The organism is Pseudomonas sp. 13159349 (assembly GCF_013305685.1).
In the GTDB taxonomy this organism is placed as follows: Bacteria; Pseudomonadota; Gammaproteobacteria; order Pseudomonadales; family Pseudomonadaceae; genus Aquipseudomonas; species Aquipseudomonas asiatica.
Genome location: NZ_CP045553.1, coordinates 2304666 through 2323223 on the forward strand (window position 1 = coordinate 2304666; position 18558 = coordinate 2323223).

The following is an 18558-nucleotide window of genomic DNA, read 5'->3' on the forward strand; positions in this document are numbered from 1 at the left end:
GACAGTTCGGGTGAGGAACGCACGGACAGGCATCGCCGAGCCCCAGCTGGCGGCAGGGGCAACACTGATGGCCAATCCCGGACACCCCGCCGGTTGGTGAATGTGGGCCGGCAGGTCTCCTGACTGGTGCGTCATGGCCTGGCTCCGGCCTTCCCGGGTTCGTGGCCCAGTGGCATTGATGGAGCAGGCTCGGCACCTACAGTTGCGGGGGCAGTTCCGTTTGGCCCGAATTGGCGGGCCTGGGATTCCCTATTGATTCCGTGGTGGAAACCGGCGGCCGGCATGGTAGACCATCGTGCCGCCGGGTGAAAACGCTTTTCAGAAGTACTTCAGCCAGGTGATGTCGCGCCGCCGCGCCTTCAGGCGGGCGAACCAGCGCACCGGCAGGTACAGCGAAACTGCCAGCAGCACTGCCCCCAGCCACACCGCGGCGATGCCATCGAAGCCGAAGTAGTCACCATGGTTGCGGCCGAACAGCGCCACGCTGGCCAGGTACAGCAGCTTCAGCACATACAGGTGCAGCAGGTAGAAGAACATCGGTGCCGCGCCGAACACCGCCAGGGCACTGATCCAGCGGGCCTGGCCGGCGCGTTCGAAGGCGCGCAGCAACAGCAGGCCACAGCCCAGGGTCAGGGCCAGGAACAGCAGCGATGGCGGGTACTTGGTGATGTTGAAGAAGCTCATCAGGGTTTGCGTGACGGTCGGGTAAACGCTCCACGGCGCCTCGCCGTAGCCGTTGACCAGGCGCAGCACGACAAAGCCCAGCAGCGCGATCAGCCCGGCCAGCAGCAGGCGATGCTGACGCTGGCCGGCCTCGCTGGTACGGGCGAACCAAGGGCCCAGGCCGTAGCCCAGGGCGATGACCCCGATCCACGGCAGCACCGGGTAGGAGGTGCGCAGGCGCAGGTTTTCGGAGAACTCCAGCCAGCCCCGGTCATGCAGGATCGCCCATGGCACGTGCAGGGCGGATTCGACGCCGAAGTGCAGGCCATCGAGCAGGTTGTGGCCGGCGATGATGATTGCGCCCACGGCGATCAGGGCGGCACGTGGCAACCACACCAGCAACGACAGGGCGATCATGCTCACGCCGATGGCCCAGATCACTTGCAGGTAGATGACGCTGGGCGGCAGCTGGAAGGTCCAGGCGAAGTTGACCAGGGTGAACTCCAGCACCACCAGGAACAGCCCGCGCTTGAACAGGAATGCCGAGACATCGCCGCGGCCCTGGTGTTTCTCGCCGTACAGCCAGGCTGAAAGGCCGGTCAGCAAGACGAACACCGGCGCGCACAGGTGGGCCAGGGTGCGGCTGAAGAACAGCGTGGGCTCGGTGGTATCAATGGCCATCGGGTCACTGACCTGGCGGTGCAGGAAGAAGGTTTCACGAACGTGGTCCAGGAGCATGAACAGGATTACCAGGCCGCGCAGGGCGTCGATGCTCTGCAGGCGCTGGGTGACCAGGGTGGGGTTGGCGCTGGCGCTTGTCATGGGAGGTCGCTGATAGGAATGGATGTCAACTGAAACGTTATCTTATAACTATTTGTTCGGCGTCGGGTAGTGGTTTCTGTGTTGAGCGATCTCTTCGCGGCTACCCAGCGGACCTGTAGGAGCAGCCTTGTGCTGCGAAGGGGGCGGCATGACAGAAGCTTTTCTGTGGCAGTTATGGCCTCTTCGCAGCACAAGGCTGCTCCTACAAAGGTTTCTCATCGGGCCTGAGGGCAGCGGTACTCCTGTGGGAGCGGGCAAGCCCGCGAAGAGGCCGGTGCAGGCAGTTCAGATCAGAAGCTGTAATCCACCGTCGCAAAGTACGACCGTGGCATCCCCATCAGCCACTGCTGGCCACTGAACGCCGACTGCACATACTCACGGTCGAACAGGTTGTTCAACTGCAACCCCAGCCGCACATCCGGCAACACCTGCCAGCCGATGTCGGCATCGACCACGGTGTAGCCGGGGGCGCTCTGGGTGTTGGCGGTATTGGCATAGCGCTCGTCCACATAACGCGCGCCAATGCCGGCCTCCAGCCGCTGGCCGAAGCCTTTGCTCAGCCACAGGTTGGCGGTACGCCGCGGGACATTGGCCGGGCGATTGCCCGCACGATCCTGCGCCACGCCGCCGACCATTTCGTCGAAGTCGTCGTACCTTGCGCGCACGATCGCCGCGTTGGCCGACACCTGCCACTGGTGCGCCAGCGCCAGTTCCAGGGTTGCCTCCAGGCCGTCGGACGTCTGCTGGCCAGCCTGTTGCTTCTCGTGGGTGACCGGGTCATCCACCAGCAGCTTCTTCTTGACGATGTGGTAGGCCGCCAATGTCCATTCGCCACGCCCTTCCCAGAAGCGCTGCTTCAGGCCCACTTCGGTCTGCCTGGCCTCGGTCAGGTCGTAGTGCATCTGGTTGGCGCTGAGGCTGATGAGGTTGTCGACCCCATCCTCGCTGGTGGAGTACTGGCCATACAGCGACAGGTCGTCGCTGACCGCGAACACCAGCCCGGCACGCCAGTTGCCGCCTTGCAGGCTGCGGTCGCTGCGGCTGTCGGTGGTCAGTTTTTCCTGGTCGATGTGGTTCTGGTCGCGGCGCACGCCGGTGACCAGCGACAGGCGATCGCTCAACTGCAGGCGGTTTTCGGCAAACAGGGCAAAGGTGTGGGTGGTAGAGAGCGTTTGCGGGCGCAGAGGCGACGCGCTGTGGAACCAGCCTGGTTGCGGCTGCCAAGGGTCGACGTAGTCACCGCCCACATCGTTGTAGGGCGCGTTGCTGTCGACGTTGAAGCGGACCTTGTTGTACTCGGCGCCGACCACGGTCTTGCTGGCCAGGCCAAACAGCCTGTGGTCGAGGGTGAAGGCCTGTCGGTCGCCGAACTGTTCCTGGTTGTGCTTGATCTGCAGATAGCTGCCGCGCAGCAGCTGCTGGCGCCCGGCATCCCAGCTGTACTCCTCGGCATTGCGCCAGTGACGGCGGCTCTTGATGTAGTAAAGCTGGTTGCTGGCGCTGAGGTGGTCGTTCAACGTCCAGTCGGTATTCAGGCGGGTCCATTCATCGACGTAGTGCTGCACGTCGTCCTGCACGTTGTAGTTCTTCTTGCGCAGGCTGCTGCGGTAGTGGCCGTCGATCAGCGGGGTGCCGTAGTAGTTGGCAGGCTGCGCATCGCCACGGTCGTGAGCGAGGGTGAAGCTGAGGTCGTCGCTGGCATCGAAGCACAGCGCGGCGCTCAGCGCCAGGCTGCGTGACGGGGTGCGGTCGACCCAACCGTTACCGGTTTGCTGGTTCAGGGCCAGGCGGTAGCTCAGGCGCTCACCGAGGCTGCCGCCGCTGTCCAGGCCGAGCTGCTGGCGGTCCCACGAACCGTAGCCCAGGCGCAGGTGGTTGCGTACCTCGCCGGCAAACGGCTTTTTCGGGATCACGTTGACCACCGCCCCGGTGGCGCCTTCGCCATACAGCACCGAAGCCGGGCCGCGAATGACATCGATGCGCTCGACCATCCACGGGTCGACCGGGAACGTCTGGGTGCCGGCACCGGTGTACAGGCGTGTGCCGTCGAACAAGGTCATCACCGAGCCGTGCCCGGTAAAGCCGCGGGCGGACAGGCCCGTGCCGCCGTCGCCCGGGGAGCCGATGTAGCTGATGCCCGCTGAGCGGGTCACCGCGTCCTGCACAGTGAGGTTGTTGCGCTGCTGGATCTGTTCGGCGCTGATGCTGCTGGTGCTGGCCGGTGTCTCCAGGGCGCTGAGGCCAAGGCGCGAACCAGCCTGGGTCGGTGTGGTCAGGTCGATGGCGTGGCTGTCTAGGGTGTCGGTGATGGCCGTGGAGGGCAGGGCCAGTGGTTGTCGCTCGAGGTCATCGGCCAGGGCCGGCAGGGAAACGGCCAGGCAGGCCGCCAAGGGGTGAAGCTTGAAGATACGGGACATGTCGTTCCACTACTGCAGGAATGAATGGATCCCGGTGGAAAACACGCAAAGGCGCACCGTGCACGCAGGCGCACGCACGGATACCGGCCTGCGCCCGCCCACCGCGGGTTGCCAAGTGAAGCTCCAGGCCGGTCTCCGGGCTTGCGAGGGGCATGAAACCTTCACCTTCCCATGCATGTGCACAGTGGTATCTCGAAGGGTTCGCTCGCTTACCGTTGCGGGGGCAGCGCCGGACTTGTCGTGGGCAACACGACGCACCGGCTTCCCGTTTCACCCTGCGCGCGGCGGCGCAGGGCACCTGAAACTGGCGGGCATATGACCATTGAAACGCGGGGGCGTCAATTCTGCCTGTTACCAGTTAAACAACTCTCGTCGTGCCCCCTCGGTAATCGCCACGATTCCCGGGTGCTTGACCTTGCGCTCCACCGAAATGGCATAGAACGACTCATGCACCGCCTCGGTCTGCCCGATCAGCTCCACGCCATATTGGCGGCACACCTCCTCGGCGATCACGCTGGGCGCGACGAAGATGCCGCTGCCCGACTGCCCGAATGCCTGCATCAAGGCACTGTCATCGAACTCGCCCACGATGCGTGGCTGCACCTGCTGCTCACCCAGCCAGCGCAGCAGGCGGCTGCGTACCACGGTTTCCTGCCCGGGGATAAGCAATGGCGCATCCTGCAGGCAGGCGGGGAAGGGGCCTTCCAGGCGGTGTGCCAGCGCCGGGGTGGCGAAGAAGCTCAACCCACACTCGCCCAGTTTCTGGCTATAACCCTTGATGTCCAGGTGGCTGGGCATGGGGCTGTCGGAAATCACCAGGTCCAGGCGCTGGATCGCCAGGTCGGCCAGCAGCCGTTCGAGCTTGTCTTCGCGGCAGTTGATGCGCAGCACGTCGTCCAACTCCATGGTCGGTGCCAGCAGGCGGTAGACGATGGACTTGGGCACCACGTCCGCCACGCCCACGCGGAACAGGATCTGCTCCTGCGGGCCGGCCCGCAGCATGGCCTCCAGCTCGCTTCCCAGCTGGAACATCTGCTCGGCATAGATCAGCGTCTGGCGCCCGGTTTCGGTCAGTTCCAGTTGGCGCCCCACGCGCTGGAACAGCTCCAGGCCATAGGTCTGCTCGAACAGGCTGATCTGACCGCTGATGGTTTGCGGGGTCAGGTTCAACTGTTCGCTGGCGCGGGCGATGCTGCCGGTCTTGGCCACGGCCCAGAAGTAGTGCAACTGCCGATAGTTGAGCATCGGTATCGTTCCGGATTCGTAAAAACCGAAGTATAACCGCTGAAAATACGAATTTTCCGGATGTGTTGCGCTCTTTAGAATGCGACTCCATCAGGCGCCGTGTGCGCCGCCGGAACATGAAAAGCGAGGAACCCATGCTGCAACTAAAATCCATCGGCACGCCGCTGGTGCTGGCCTTGGCCCTGTTCACCCTGGCCGGTTGCGAGCAGGCCGAGAAATCCGCCCAGCAGATGCTCGACCAGGCCGCGCAGTCGGCCAAGCAGGCCATCGACGACACCAACAAGGCCGCACAGCAGGCGTTGAGCGAGGCCATCGGCAGCGAAGGGCAAAAGCCCAAGGACGCCGACAACAAAGAAGACACCCAGGAAATCTGACCCCCAACCGCTGCTGCAGGATTTGAACAATGGAATACTTGCTGGAACTCGTCGCTAGCCCTACCGCCTGGGTTGCCCTGGCTACGCTGGTGGCCATGGAAGTCGTGCTGGGCATCGACAACCTGATCTTCATCTCCATCCTGACCAACAAGCTGCCGGTGGAGTACCGCTCCAAGGCGCGCCGTATCGGTATCAGCATGGCCTTGGTCATGCGCCTGGCCTTGCTCAGCACGGTGGCCTGGATCGTCCAGCTGACGGACCCGGTGTTTGAAGTATTCGGCAATGCCTTCTCCTGGAAGGACGTGATCCTGATTGCCGGTGGCCTGTTCCTGCTGTGGAAGGCGACCAAGGAAATCCACGAGAACGTCGACCCGCACGGGGCCAAGGAAGAAGCCAAGGTGTCGTCGACGGTTACCCTGGGCTTTGCCGCGGCGATCTTCCAGATCCTGCTGCTGGACATCGTCTTCTCGGTCGACAGCATCATCACCGCCGTGGGCATGACCGAGCACCTGCCTATCATGATCATTGCCGTTATCACTGCCGTGATCGTCATGATGGTGGCCGCCGACCCGTTGGCCAACTTCATCAACGACAACCCGACCGTGGTGATGCTGGCCCTGGGCTTCCTGATCATGATCGGCATGACGCTGATCGCCGAAGGTTTCGGCGCCCATGTACCGAAGGGTTATGTGTACGCGGCCATGGCCTTCTCGACGGCGATCGAGATCCTCAACATCCTGGCCCGTCGGGCACGGTTGAAGCGTGAGGCGGCTGAAGGTTGATGTAAAAAAATGCGGGGCGCTCGCGCCCCGTTCGCGGGCTTGCCCGCTCCCACAGGTGCCGCGTCAGCCAGATAGCTACGCGGCCCCAGTGGGAGCGGGCAAGCCCGCGAATGGGGGTAGGGAAAATCTGTAGTCAGTGCACCCCGGCATGCCGCCGCGACCGGCGCACAGGCTGTGGCTTGGCGGGGGCTTGCGGTGGCAGGTGGTGGTGGGAATGACGCCGCACGATACGCAGTACACCCCATAGCATGGCGGCTGCAACGCTCAGCCACATGCCAACCAGCATGAGGATTGCCATGGTCAGGCTCATCTGTGCCTCCATCTCTACGGGCCGCGCTCGGTCGCCGACGCTGGCCTTCCAGACACTGCTTTAGTCTAGTCTTTCGCCTGTGACGTTCCATTGACCAAAGGTCTATTGCTTGGTCCGATTTGCTCCTAAGCGGTGTCGGACTATACCCGCGCCGCTGTCCGACCTATGATCGGTGGCCAGAGCCGGGCGCTGCCTGCCCGGCGTTGGAGCAAGCGAGTGTCCATGCAGCAACCTTCCTTCAAGACCATCCCTCGTCGGCTGCTGGCTGCCTGCCTGGTTGCAGCCAGCCTGGCCGGTTGCGCCAGCGCACCCTCCGGCAACCTCAAGGGCCTGCCGCAGCGGGTCGAGATCAGCAGCGTGCCGTTCTACCGTGGCAACGCCAACCACAGCGGGGCCATGGCATTGGCGGCGGTGCTGTCGCAACAGGGGGCTCCGATCACGCCGGGGCTGCTGGACAAGCCGCTGAACCTGCCGCAGGGCGCCGAGGCCCTGGACACCGGCATCCCCCGGGTGGCGCGCGACTACGGCATGGTGGTGTATCCGCTGGACAAGCAGCTGGACGCGCTGTTGACCCAGGTGGCGGCGGGCAACCCGGTGCTGCTGCGTTACGAGGATGGTTCGGCCTGGTGGAGCGAGCCACGCTACGCCGTGCTGATCGGCTACGACCGCTACAAGCAGCGGGTGCTGTTGCGCTCGGGCATGCACCGGCGGCAGTTGATGGCGTTCGATGACTTTGCCTCGGCGTGGGCGAAGCTTGGGAGCTGGGCGGTGCTGGTGCAGCCACCTCGGCAGCTGCCAGCCCAGGTGGACCGCCAGCGCTGGTTGCAGGCTGCCGATGAACTGGCCCGGGCGGGGCAGGAGATTGCGGCGAAGCAGGCTGTGAGTAGCCTGAACAAATAGCTTTGTCTGTACCGGCCCTTTCGCGGGCACGCCCGCTCCCACAGGGACCGTGCAACCAGCACAAATCCTGTGGGAGCGGGCGTGCCCGCGAAGAGGCCAAGCCTGCCTACATCAGAAGCCCAGGCGATCGCGCAGGCTGTAGTACCAGGCCCCAATGGCGCTGAACGGCACGCGCAGCATCTGGCCACCCGGGAACGGGTAGTGCGGCAGCCCGGCGAAGGCGTCGAAACGCTCGGCCTGGCCACGCATGGCCTCGGCCAGCACCTTGCCCGCCAGGTGGGTGTAGGTCACGCCGTGACCCGAGCAGCCCTGGGAGTAGTAGATATTGTCGCCGATACGGCCAACCTGTGGCAGACGCGACAGGGTCAGCAGGAAGTTGCCGGTCCAGGCGTAGTCGATCTTCACGTTCTTCAGTTGCGGGAAGGCCTTGAGCATCTTCGGACGGATGATCGCCTCGATGTTGGCCGGGTCACGCGCGCCGTACACCACGCCACCACCGAAGATCAGGCGCTTGTCGCTGGTCAGGCGGTAGTAGTCGAGCAGGTAGTTGCAATCCTCGACGCAGTAGTCCTGCGGCAGCAGGGTGCGCGCCAGCTCGTCGCCCAGCGGTTCGGTGGTGATCACCTGGGTGCCGCATGGCATGGACTTGCTGGCCAGCTCCGGCACCAGGTTGCCCAGGTAGGCGTTGCCGGCGACGATGATGAACTTGGCGCGGACCTTGCCCTGCGGGGTGTGCACCACCGGGTTGGCGCCGCGCTCGATGCGTACGGCCGGGGTCTGCTCATAGATGATGCCGCCCAGCGACTCGACCGCAGCGGCTTCGCCCAGGGCCAGGTTCAGCGGGTGGATGTGGCCGCCGCTCATGTCCAGCATGCCGCCCACATAGTTGTCGCAGGCGACCACTTCGCGGATGCGCTTCTGGTCCATCAGCTCCAGCTGGTTGTGACCGAAGCGTTCCCACAGGCGCTTTTGCGACTCCAGGTGGCCCATCTGCTTGCTGGTGAGGGCAGCGAACACGCCACCGTCCTTCAGGTCGCACTGGATGTTGTACTTGGCCACGCGCTCACGAATGATGCGCCCGCCTTCGAAGGCCATGTGGCCCAGCAGCTGAGCCTGCTTGGGGCCGACGGTGCGCTCGATGACGTCGATGTCGCGGCTGTAGCTGTTGACGATCTGGCCGCCGTTGCGGCCCGATGCGCCGAAGCCGACCTTGGCTGCTTCGACGATGCTCACCTTGAAGCCGTTCTCCAGCAGGAACAGGGCGCTGGACAGGCCGGTGTAGCCGGCGCCGATGATGCACACATCGGTTTCCACCTCACCCTGCAGCGCCGGACGTGGCGGCACCGGGTTGGCCGAGGCGGCGTAGTAGGACTGGGGGTAGGGGGTGTTAGCCATGCTGCAGGAACCTCGTGTTTTATATTTTTAACGAATGTACCGATGCTATCAATAATAATAAACACCCGCTAGTCGTCCGTTGAAAATCCTTTACTCGGTCCCCGCCAGCGCACTTTTCTATAAAGAGTTTAAGATTCAGTAGGTTAGCGCGAAAAAAAGTGTTGACAGGGTTTTTGGAATGGGTAGAATGCGCACCACACGACAGGCACATAGCTCAGTTGGTTAGAGCACCACCTTGACATGGTGGGGGTCGTTGGTTCGAGTCCAATTGTGCCTACCAAATCGAAGAAGGGGTGATCCGCAAGGGTCACCCCTTTTTTCATTGGGTTCTCGCGGCCTGGTGCTGCGCAGCAGGCCCTTATGCACGAATTCGCAAAGTTTTTGATTTTTCTGAAAAAAACGCTTTACAGGTACGCATTCGATCACTAATATGCGCACCACACGACAGGCACATAGCTCAGTTGGTTAGAGCACCACCTTGACATGGTGGGGGTCGTTGGTTCGAGTCCAATTGTGCCTACCAAATCGAAAAAGGGCGATCAGTAATGATCGCCCTTTTTGCTGTGCGCATGAAGCAGCATGTAACGTTTGGTCGCGGTTCGGGGCATTGCCCGGCGTGCTAGAATCCGCCCCTTCGAATCTGGAGGTACACGCGTGCGCAAACTGGCTGTGGTAATGGCAGTGCTCGCCCTGGCGGGCTGTGAGAACGAAGTCGAAGGCGTGCACAAACAGGTGGCCGAACACCTGCACAACCCCAAGACCGCCAAGTTCGGCAACGTGCGGATCGACACCCAGGGCACCATCTGCGGCCAGGTCCGTGGCAAGGATGATACCGGGCAGTACGAGGCCTACCGCAGCTACGTGGCCATCAAGCGCGATGGCCAGTACGAAATCATCGTCGACGACAGCGGCAACAACCTGCGCATCCGCGAGATGTGCGGCGGCGCCGAGCTGCAGCGCCGCGCCGAGGCCCTGGCTGGCCAGCCGGCCCCGCAAGGCTGGGATGTGGAAGTGATCCAGGGTGCCAACATGGGCGCGCTCAGCGACATGACCGCACGCCTGATCGAAAAGGGCATCCCGTCCTCGGTGGAGTACCGCGACGGCAAGCCGGTGGTGCTGATGGGGCCATTCCCCACCCGTGAGGAAGCCGAAGCGCGCAAGGCCGAGGTGATGGCCAAGCTGGGTACCGATTCGGTGGTGATTCAGCACGGCGCAGCGCGCTGAAAACTCTGTGTGAGTGGGGGCTGTAGGAGCGGCCTTGTGTCGCGACGGGCTGCGAAGCAGCCCCACAGAATCTGCTGTGATGCCGAATCCCGGGGCTGCTTTGCAGCCCGTCGCGACGCAAGGCCGCTCCTACAGGGCATGCGCCAGCTTCCGGATTTCGAGCAGTCACACGCGCGCTAGACATTGTCCGCACAGTTTTGGCTATGCTTGTCAGGAAGAAGCCGAACGGGGAGGGCCTCATGTCTACACTGGAGCGGGCCATTGCCGTGGCCGCCAGGGCGCATGAAGGGCAATACGACAAGGGTGGGGCCGCTTATATCCTCCACCCGCTACGCGTGATGATGCGGGTTTCCACAACCGAACAACGGATTGTCGCGGTGCTGCACGATGTGATCGAAGACACCCCGCTGACCCTGTCCGACCTGGCGCGCGAGGGTTTCGCGCTGAAAATCCTTGCCGCCTTGCTGGCGCTCAGCCGCCGTGAGGGCGAGGCCTACCAGGACTTCGTGGTGCGCCTGGGCGGTGACCCGCTGGCGCGCACCGTCAAGCTGGCCGATCTGGCCGACAACAGCGACCTTTCGCGCATCCCGTGCCCAGGCCCCACCGACCTGGCACGGCTGGCGCGTTACCGCGAAGCCAGCGCCTACCTGCAGGCCTTGGCTTGAGGCTGAATGCAGTCAGTCTTCCTTCGGTACCGTCCAGAAAATCTGCACGCCGCCATCGTCGCGGTGGGCGAGGGTGACGTTATCGTTTTCGGCGATTTCCTCTAGCAGGGTTTCCCAATCTTCCGGGGTTTCCTGCTCCAGACGGAAAATCAACGCCGCACGGCTGCGCTGGGCAGTGGGGCTGTTGATGATTTTCTGAATGCGCATACCCAGTTGTTCATAGCTGCTTGGGGTGGCGGAGGCGGTGCTGGACACAAGTGTTTCCTTGTTTTTGCTGTATGCGCATACAGTATTTCACTGTAAGTAATTTCGCAACAGTCAGACAGCAAACGCCCCGCCTGGGCAGCGGGGCTGTTTGCATTTCAGGGGGCGGCTGGCGATCAGTACTCCCAGAAGATGCGCTGCAGCTCCTTGCTGTCCTGGGTCCTGGTCATCGCTACCATCGCCAGAATCCGCGCTTTCTGTGGGTTCAGGTCATGGGCCACGATCCAGTCGTTCTTGTCATCCGGCTGCTCGGCGTTGCGCAGCACGAAGCCACCCTGGTTGACGTGCGACGAGCGAATGATCTGCACGCCGTTCTTGCGCAGCTCCTGCAGCGCCGGTACCACCCGCGACGACACCGACCCGTTGCCGGTACCGGCATGGATCAGTGCCTTGGCGCCATTCTGCGCCAGTGCCTTGTAGGCGGTGTCAGTGACGTTGCCATAGCCATAGGCGATATCCACCTGCGGCAGGCTGCTGATCTGCTTGATGTCGAACTCGGAGTTGACCGTGTGGCGCTTGGCCGGCAGGCGGAACCAGTACGACTTGCCTTCCACCACCATGCCCATCGGGCCCCAGGCGCTCTTGAAGGCTTCGGTCTTGATGTTCACTGCCTTGCTGACATCGCGCCCGGACTGGATCTCGTCATTCATGGTCACCAGCACGCCCTTGCCGCGCGACTGCTTGTCGCTGGCCACGGCCACGGCGTTGTAAAGGTTGAGCATGCCGTCGGCGGACATGGCGGTACCCGGGCGCATCGAACCGACGACCACGATCGGCTTGTCGGTCTTTTCCACCAGGTTGAGGAAGTAGGCGGTCTCTTCCAGGGTGTCGGTGCCGTGGGTAATGACGATGCCGTCGACGTCCTTGCTTTCGGCGAGTTCGGCAACGCGTTTGCCCAACTTGAGCAGGTCGTCGTTGGAGATGCTCTCAGAGGCGATCTGCATGACCTGCTCGCCGCGTACGTTGGCCAGGTCGGCCAGCTCCGGTACGCCAGCGATCAGCTTGTCGACGCCCACCTTGGCGGCCTGGTAGGTGGCGCTGTTGGCGGCGCTGGCGCCAGCGCCGGCAATGGTGCCGCCGGTGGCGAGGATGACCACGTTGGCCAGCTTCTGCTGGGTTTCAGCCTCTTTGGCCGAAACGGTGGCTGGAATGGCCAGCAGCACGGCGAGTGCGCTGGGGGCAAAGATTTTCAGTGCGGCATTCATCGTTATTGTTCTCTCTCTTCCTAATGAGATGGTTGTTTTGTCGCACAGGGTGCAAGGCAGGTTTCGTACCAGGCATGTGTGCGCTGCCTGTAGGAGCGGCCTTGTGTCGCGATGGGGCGCGTAGCGGCCCCGGATTCACTGGCAAATGCACAAATTGCCGGGGCTGCTGCGCAGCCCATCGCGACACAAGGCCGCCCCCACATGAAGGTGCGTTCCATTCGAGATTCCGAACAAATGCAGGAAAAGACGTTCGGCTTTTCGGAAAAAATCCGGATAAACTGCGCCAAGTTCGACTTGACCTCCGACAGCCAAACGGATTTGACAAACCCCGGTCCTGTTTCCATAGTTAGGCAACGCAAACGTTTGCGATCCGACAAAAAACACAAGATTCGGAGTCATCGTCCATGAAACTGCCGTTCCCCGGTCGTCTGCTGGCCCTCGCGGTCATTTCCTCGCTGTCCCTGGCCCTGCCATTTTCCCCCGCCCACGCCGAAGACAAGCCCAAGGTCGCCCTGGTCATGAAGTCGCTGGCCAACGAGTTCTTCCGCACCATGGAAGACGGCGCCAAGGACTACCAGAAAGCCCACGCCGATGAATTCGAGCTGATCGCCAACGGCATCAAGAACGAGACCGACACCGGCGAGCAGATCCGCATCGTCGAGCAGATGGTCAACGCGGGCGCCAAGGCCCTGGTCATTGCCCCGGCCGACTCCAAGGCGCTGGTATCGGCGGTGAAGAAGGCCATGGACCAGGGCGTTGTGGTGATCAACATTGACAACCGTCTGGACCCTGAACTGCTCAAGAGCAAAGGCATCAGCGTACCCTTCGTGGGCCCCGACAACCGCAAGGGCGCGCGCCTGGTCGGTGACTACCTGGCCAACGAGAAGCTCAAGGCCGGCGACCAGGTCGGCATCATCGAAGGCGTGCCGACCACCACCAACGCCCAGCAGCGTACCGCCGGCTTCAAGGACGCCATGGACGCCGCGCAGATCAAGATCGTTTCGGTGCAGAGCGGCAACTGGGAAATCGACAAAGGCAACGCCGTCGCCGCCTCCATGCTCAACGAATACCCCGACCTGAAAGCCCTGCTGGCCGGCAACGACAGCATGGCCCTGGGCGCGGTGTCGGCCGTGCGTGCCGCCGGCAAGACCGGCCAGGTGCAAGTGGTGGGCTACGACAACATCAACGCCATCAAGCCGATGCTCGCCGATGGCCGTGTGCTTGCCACCCTCGACCAAGCGGCCAGCCAGCAGGCGGTGTACGGCATCCAGGCGGCGCTGAAAATGGTCAAGGGCGAGAAACCCGACGTGGATGCCGACAACGTCATCCAGACCCCGGTCCAACTCATCACCAAGCCCTGATCGCTGGCAGGAGAAACGGCCATGCCTGCATCGGCCAACGAAGTAGTGCTCGCCGCCAGTGGCCTGGGCAAGACCTACGCCCAGCCCGTGCTCGGCGAGGTCAGCCTGAACCTGCGTGCCGGCGAAGTGCTGGCCCTGACCGGCGAGAACGGCGCCGGCAAGAGCACCTTGTCCAAGCTCATCAGTGGGCTGGAAACCCCCACCACCGGGCACATGCGCTACCGCGGCCAGGCCTACGCGCCTGGCAGCCGCAGCGAGGCTGAGCGCCTTGGCGTGCGCATGGTCATGCAGGAACTCAACCTGCTGCCCACGCTGACCGTGGCGGAAAACCTGTTCCTCGACAACCTGCCCGGCCGCTTCGGCTGGATCAGCCAGAAGCGCCTGCGCCAACTGGCCACGGCCGCCATGGCCCAGGTCGGCCTCGACGCCATCGACCCGGACACCCCGGTCGGCGAGCTGGGCATCGGCCATCAGCAGATGGTCGAGATCGCCCGCAACCTGATTGGCGACTGCCATGTGCTGATCTTCGACGAGCCCACCGCCATGCTCACCGCGCGCGAAGTGGAGCTGCTGTTCACCCAGATCGAGCGCCTGCGCCAACGTGGCGTGGCCATCGTCTACATCTCCCATCGCCTGGAAGAACTGCAGCGCGTGGCCCAGCGCATCGTCGTGCTGCGCGACGGCAAACTGGTGTGCGATGAGCCGATACAGCGCTATAGCAGCGCCGAACTGGTCAACCTGATGGTCGGCCGCGAGCTGGGCGAGCATATCGACCTAGGCCGCCGGCAGATCGGCGCGCCGCTGCTCAAGGTCGACAGGCTCAGCCGTGCCGACAAGGTGCGTGAAGTGTCGTTCGAGGTCAGGGCAGGGGAGATCTTCGGCATTTCCGGCCTGATCGGTGCCGGCCGTACCGAACTGCTGCGCCTGATCTACGGCGCCGACCGTGCCGACAGCGGCAGCATCGCCCTCGGCCAGCCGCCCAAGGCTGTCACCATCGACTCGCCCAAGGCTGCGGTGCAGGCCGGTATCGCGCTGATCACCGAAGACCGCAAAGGCGAGGGCCTGCTGCTGACGCAGTCGATCAGCGCGAATATCGCCCTGGGCAACCTCGGCGCGGTATCACGGGCCGGGGTGCTCGATGGCGAAGCCGAAGCGGCATTGGCCGAACGCCAGATCCAGGCCATGCGCATTCGCAGTGCCGGCCCGCAGCAGGTGGTAGGCGAGCTGTCTGGCGGCAACCAGCAGAAGGTGGTGATCGGCCGCTGGCTGGAGCGCGACTGCCAGGTGCTGCTGTTCGACGAGCCCACCCGTGGCATCGACGTCGGCGCCAAGTTCGACATCTATGGCCTGCTGGCCGAGCTGGCGCGCCAGGGCAAGGCCCTGGTGGTGGTGTCCAGCGACCTGCGCGAGCTGATGCTGATATGCGACCGCATCGCCGTGCTGTCGGCCGGTCGCCTGATCGACACCTTCGAGCGTGACCATTGGAGCCAGGACCAGTTGCTGGCCGCGGCCTTTGCCGGTTATCAGAAACGTGACGCACTGCTGCATGAAGCAGCTCCCAGGATGGATGCATGAAAACCACCCCGCTCGACAGCCAAGGCGCCGCACCGGTGCGCCGCAGTGGCACCTATCTTGGCCTGGGTACCTACCTGGGCCTGGCCGGCGCCTTGCTGGCGATGATCGTGCTGTTCTCGTTCCTCAGCAGCCACTTCTGGTCGTACAACACCTTCAGTACCCTGGCCAACCAGATCCCCGACCTGATGGTACTGGCGGTGGGCATGACCTTCGTGCTGATCATCGGCGGCATCGACCTGTCGGTGGGCTCGGTACTGGCGCTGGCGGCCTCCACGGTCAGCGTGGCGATCCTCGGCTGGGGCTGGGGCGTGCTGCCTTCGGCCCTGCTGGGCATGGCCGTGGCCGCGCTGGCCGGCAGCATCACCGGCGGCGTCACTGTGGCCTGGCGCATTCCGTCGTTCATCGTTTCGCTCGGGGTGCTGGAAATGGCCCGCGGCCTGGCCTACCAGTTCACCGACTCGCGCACCGCCTATATCGGTGATGCCTATGCCTGGTTCTCCAACCCCATCGCATTCGGCATCTCGCCGGCGTTCATCATCGCCTTGCTGGTGATTGTGCTGGCCCAGTTGGTGCTGACCCGCACGGTGTTCGGCCGCTACCTGATCGGTATCGGCACCAACGAAGAGGCCGTGCGCCTGGCCGGCATCGACCCGCGCCCGTACAAGGTGCTGGTGTTCGCCCTGATGGGCCTGCTCGCCGGCCTGGCCGCGCTGTTCCAGATCTCGCGCCTGGAAGCCGCCGACCCCAATGCCGGCTCCGGCCTGGAGCTGCAGGTAATCGCCGCCGTGGTGATTGGCGGCACGAGCCTGATGGGCGGGCGCGGCTCGGTCATCAGCACCTTCTTTGGCGTGCTGATCATTTCGGTGCTGGCCGCAGGGTTGGCGCAGATCGGTGCCAGCGAACCGACCAAACGCATCATCACCGGGGCGGTGATCGTCATCGCCGTGGTGCTCGACACCTACCGTAGCCGGCGTGCAGGCCGGCGGAACTGAGAACATGGCAACCATCAAAGACGTCGCGGCACTGGCGGGCATTTCCTACACCACCGTGTCCCATGTGCTGAACAAGACCCGGCCGGTCAGCGAGCAGGTGCGGTTGAAAGTCGAAGCCGCCATCGCCGAACTCGACTACGTACCCAGCGCCGTGGCCCGCTCGCTGAAGGCGCGCAGCACGGCCACCATCGGCCTGCTGGTACCCAACAGCGTCAACCCGTACTTCGCCGAGTTGGCGCGGGGCATCGAAGACGCCTGCGAGCGCAACGGCTACTGCGTGATCCTGTGCAACTCCGACGACAACCCGCAGAAGCAGCGCAGCTACCTGCGCGTGCTGCTGGAAAAGCGCATCGACGGCCTGGTAGTGGCTTCGGTAGGGCAGGACAGCGACCTGCTGCAAAGCCTGGCTGGCGTGCGCACGCCCATGGTGATCGTCGACCGCGAACTGGACGGTGTCGATGCCGACCTGGTGCGCATCGACCACGAGCAGGGCGCCTTCCTGGCCACCCAGCACCTGCTGGAACTTGGTCACCATGACATCGCCTACATCGGCGGCCCCGCCGAGACCGGTGTGACCCAGCTGCGCCTGAGCGGCTTCCGCCGCGCCATGGCCGAAGCCGGTGTGCCGGTGCGCAACGACCGCGTGCTGCACTGCGATTTCACCAGCCCCGGCGGCCATGCAGCCGCAGGCCGGCTGCTGGAGGGCAAGCGGCCTACGGCGATTTTTGCCGGCAACGACATGATCGGCTTCGGTGTGTTGCGTGCCGCGGCCGAACGCAATATCAACGTGCCCGGCGAGCTGTCGGTGATCGGCTTCGACGACATCGAGCTCAGCCGTTATGTGTACCCACCGTTGACCACGGTGGGCCAGTCGATTCGCGAGCTGGGCGAGAGCGCCGCGTCGCTGTTGCTGGCGCGTATCGGCACCCCCCGGCAGGGCGCGGCAGAGCAACGCATCGTCGCCCCGCGCATTGTGCTGCGCGAGTCCACCGGGCCGCGTCCGGACCTGTTCAACGATTACCGCTGATGCTAAGGAAATGTCATGAATGCCAAGGTTGTGGTAGTCGGTAGCCTCAACATGGACCTGGTGGCCCGCGCGCAGCGCCTGCCCCGGGCCGGCGAAACACTCCCCGGCGAAAGCTTTTTCACCGTGCCGGGCGGCAAGGGGGCCAACCAGGCAGTGGCCGTGGCGCGCCTGGGTGGCAGCGTGGCGATGATCGGCAACGTTGGCGACGATGACTATGGTCGACAACTGCACCGGGCCCTGTATGTGGAAGGCATCGACTGCCAGGGCGTCAGCACCTGCCAGGGCGTGTCCAGCGGGGTGGCGCTGATCACCGTGGATGCCGCCAGCCAGAACTGCATCGTCATTGTCCCCGGTGGCAACGGCCTGCTGACGCCGCAGTCGGTGCAGCGGTTCGATGCGCTGCTGCAGGCGGCCGAGGTGATCATCTGCCAGTTGGAAGTACCGGCCGACACCGTGGCCTGGACCTTGGCCCGGGGGCATGAACTGGGCAAGCGGGTGATCCTGAACCCGGCGCCGGCGACCGGCCCCTTGCCGGCGGACTGGTTCGCCCGCATCGACTACCTGACGCCCAACGAAAGCGAGGCCGAAGCCCTGACCGGCGTGGCGGTGACTGACCTGGACAGCGCCCGACGTGCCGGCGAATGCTTGCTGAAACTGGGCGCGGGCAAAGTGATCATTACCCTGGGCGCGCAAGGGGCCTTGCTGGTCACCCCGCAGTGCCATCAGCACTTCCCCGCGCCTGTGGTGCAGCCGCTGGACACCACGGCAGCCGGCGATACCTTCATCGGCGGCTTTGCCGCAGGCCTGGTGCGCGGCCTGGGTGAGGGCGAAGCCATCGCTTTCGGCCAGCGCGCCGCAGCCCTGTCGGTTACCCGCGCCGGCGCCCAGCCGTCGATTCCCTACCTGGCGGAGCTTGCGCCATGAAGAAGACCCCGCTGCTGAACGTTGCCCTGTCGCGGACCATCGCCGGCATGGGGCATGGCGACATCCTGGTGATCGGCGATGCCGGGCTGCCGGTGCCGCCGGCCGTCGAACTGATCGACCTGGCCGTCACGCCTGGCCTGCCGGATTTCGCCAGCGTGTTGCGGGTTGTGCTGAGCGAGTTGCAGGTAGAGCGCCACGTGCTGGCCGAAGAGATGCAGAAAGTGGTGCCGCCGGCGCTGGTCGAGATCGAGCGGCTGCAGGGCAAGCTGGGCAAGCGCGAATGGCTGAGCCATGAAGATTTCAAGGCATTGTCACGCAGTGCCCGTGCGGTAGTGCGCACCGGCGAGTGCCAGCCCTACAGCAACATCGCGCTGATTTCCGGCGTGACTTTCTGAAGGCGGGGGCTGCGCCCC

At 64.0% G+C, this 18558-nt stretch carries 18 protein-coding genes, 2 tRNA genes and 2 riboswitches; of the genes, 13 read left to right on the top strand and 7 right to left on the bottom strand.

Annotated elements, in window-relative coordinates:
* Positions 1-91: 91 nt before the first annotated feature.
* A riboswitch (cobalamin riboswitch) is annotated at positions 92-290 on the bottom strand.
* A gap of 28 nt (positions 291-318) precedes the next feature.
* The 3 genes from GEV38_RS10860 to nhaR form a co-directional block, all read right to left on the bottom strand.
* Positions 319-1485: a DUF1624 domain-containing protein gene (locus tag GEV38_RS10860; RefSeq protein ID WP_054572696.1), complete on the bottom strand. Its 1167-nt coding sequence runs from the start codon at positions 1483-1485 to the stop codon at positions 319-321.
* Between the two features lie 290 nt (positions 1486-1775).
* A complete protein-coding gene (locus GEV38_RS10865) occupies positions 1776-3902 on the bottom strand; it encodes a TonB-dependent siderophore receptor (RefSeq protein ID WP_054572695.1) in 2127 nt (708 codons plus the stop codon).
* Positions 3903-4010: 108 nt separating this feature from the next.
* Positions 4011-4219: riboswitch (cobalamin riboswitch) on the bottom strand.
* A gap of 34 nt (positions 4220-4253) precedes the next feature.
* Positions 4254-5147, bottom strand: a complete 894-nt coding sequence (nhaR, locus tag GEV38_RS10870; protein ID WP_054572694.1) for a transcriptional activator NhaR — start codon at positions 5145-5147, stop codon at positions 4254-4256.
* A 134-nt stretch (positions 5148-5281) separates the two neighbouring features.
* On the opposite strand from nhaR, the gene GEV38_RS10875 reads away from it, so the two are divergent.
* Positions 5282-5521, top strand: coding sequence for a hypothetical protein (locus GEV38_RS10875; protein ID WP_015269781.1), 240 nt, complete (start codon positions 5282-5284; stop codon positions 5519-5521).
* A gap of 29 nt (positions 5522-5550) precedes the next feature.
* Complete coding sequence (locus GEV38_RS10880; protein ID WP_003260907.1) at positions 5551-6303, top strand: TerC family protein; 753 nt, start codon at positions 5551-5553, stop codon at positions 6301-6303.
* Between the two features lie 133 nt (positions 6304-6436).
* On the opposite strand, the gene GEV38_RS10885 is transcribed toward GEV38_RS10880, so the two are convergent.
* On the bottom strand, positions 6437-6613 hold the full coding sequence (locus tag GEV38_RS10885) for a hypothetical protein (RefSeq protein WP_015269782.1): 177 nt from the start codon (positions 6611-6613) through the stop codon (positions 6437-6439).
* A 165-nt stretch (positions 6614-6778) separates the two neighbouring features.
* Between GEV38_RS10885 and GEV38_RS10890 the strand changes: the two genes are divergently transcribed.
* Complete coding sequence (locus GEV38_RS10890; RefSeq protein WP_013971993.1) at positions 6779-7513, top strand: peptidase C39 family protein; 735 nt, start codon at positions 6779-6781, stop codon at positions 7511-7513.
* 111 nt (positions 7514-7624) lie between these two features.
* Here the strand turns inward: GEV38_RS10890 and GEV38_RS10895 are convergent, their stop codons facing one another.
* A complete protein-coding gene (locus GEV38_RS10895) occupies positions 7625-8908 on the bottom strand; it encodes an FAD-binding oxidoreductase (protein WP_013971994.1) in 1284 nt (427 codons plus the stop codon).
* Positions 8909-9111: 203 nt separating this feature from the next.
* Here GEV38_RS10895 and GEV38_RS10900 point away from each other — a divergent pair.
* The 4 genes from GEV38_RS10900 to GEV38_RS10915 all read left to right on the top strand — a co-directional run bounded on the left by GEV38_RS10900 (position 9112) and on the right by GEV38_RS10915 (position 10797).
* A tRNA-Val gene (locus GEV38_RS10900) sits at positions 9112-9188 on the top strand.
* A gap of 166 nt (positions 9189-9354) precedes the next feature.
* Positions 9355-9431: transfer RNA gene (locus GEV38_RS10905), tRNA-Val, on the top strand.
* A gap of 131 nt (positions 9432-9562) precedes the next feature.
* Entirely contained in the window at positions 9563-10132 is a 570-nt protein-coding gene (locus GEV38_RS10910; protein WP_054572717.1) for an SPOR domain-containing protein, read from the top strand.
* Between the two features lie 239 nt (positions 10133-10371).
* A complete protein-coding gene (locus tag GEV38_RS10915) occupies positions 10372-10797 on the top strand; it encodes an HD domain-containing protein (RefSeq protein ID WP_003260953.1) in 426 nt (141 codons plus the stop codon).
* 12 nt (positions 10798-10809) lie between these two features.
* Here the strand turns inward: GEV38_RS10915 and GEV38_RS10920 are convergent, their stop codons facing one another.
* Together GEV38_RS10920 and GEV38_RS10925 are read right to left on the bottom strand one after the other, a co-directional pair.
* A complete protein-coding gene (locus GEV38_RS10920) occupies positions 10810-11052 on the bottom strand; it encodes a DUF1654 domain-containing protein (RefSeq protein ID WP_003260955.1) in 243 nt (80 codons plus the stop codon).
* Positions 11053-11177: 125 nt separating this feature from the next.
* Entirely contained in the window at positions 11178-12266 is a 1089-nt protein-coding gene (locus tag GEV38_RS10925) for an asparaginase (protein WP_054572716.1), read from the bottom strand.
* A 404-nt stretch (positions 12267-12670) separates the two neighbouring features.
* Between GEV38_RS10925 and GEV38_RS10930 the strand changes: the two genes are divergently transcribed.
* Genes GEV38_RS10930 through rbsD form a run of 6 tightly spaced genes read left to right on the top strand, consistent with a single transcriptional unit; the run spans position 12671 to position 18540 of the window.
* Positions 12671-13627 (top strand): sugar ABC transporter substrate-binding protein, encoded by a 957-nt coding sequence (locus tag GEV38_RS10930; RefSeq protein WP_013971996.1) that lies wholly within the window; start codon positions 12671-12673, stop codon positions 13625-13627.
* Between the two features lie 21 nt (positions 13628-13648).
* Positions 13649-15202 (top strand): sugar ABC transporter ATP-binding protein, encoded by a 1554-nt coding sequence (locus tag GEV38_RS10935; RefSeq protein ID WP_054572715.1) that lies wholly within the window; start codon positions 13649-13651, stop codon positions 15200-15202.
* Positions 15199-16194 carry an ABC transporter permease gene (locus GEV38_RS10940; RefSeq protein WP_015269786.1) on the top strand — a complete coding sequence of 332 codons (996 nt, stop codon included), beginning with the start codon at positions 15199-15201 and terminating at the stop codon, positions 16192-16194. Before GEV38_RS10935 ends, GEV38_RS10940 begins: the two co-directional genes overlap by 4 nt.
* 4 nt (positions 16195-16198) lie before the next feature.
* Positions 16199-17221: a LacI family DNA-binding transcriptional regulator gene (locus GEV38_RS10945; protein WP_015269787.1), complete on the top strand. Its 1023-nt coding sequence runs from the start codon at positions 16199-16201 to the stop codon at positions 17219-17221.
* Between the two features lie 15 nt (positions 17222-17236).
* The gene (gene rbsK / locus GEV38_RS10950; protein WP_054572714.1) at positions 17237-18145 is read left to right on the top strand and encodes a ribokinase; all 909 of its coding nucleotides are present in this window, start codon (positions 17237-17239) and stop codon (positions 18143-18145) included.
* Entirely contained in the window at positions 18142-18540 is a 399-nt protein-coding gene (rbsD, locus tag GEV38_RS10955) for a D-ribose pyranase (protein ID WP_173895811.1), read from the top strand. The genes rbsK and rbsD overlap by 4 nt, the downstream gene beginning before the upstream one ends.
* The last annotated feature ends 18 nt before the right edge of the window (positions 18541-18558 follow it).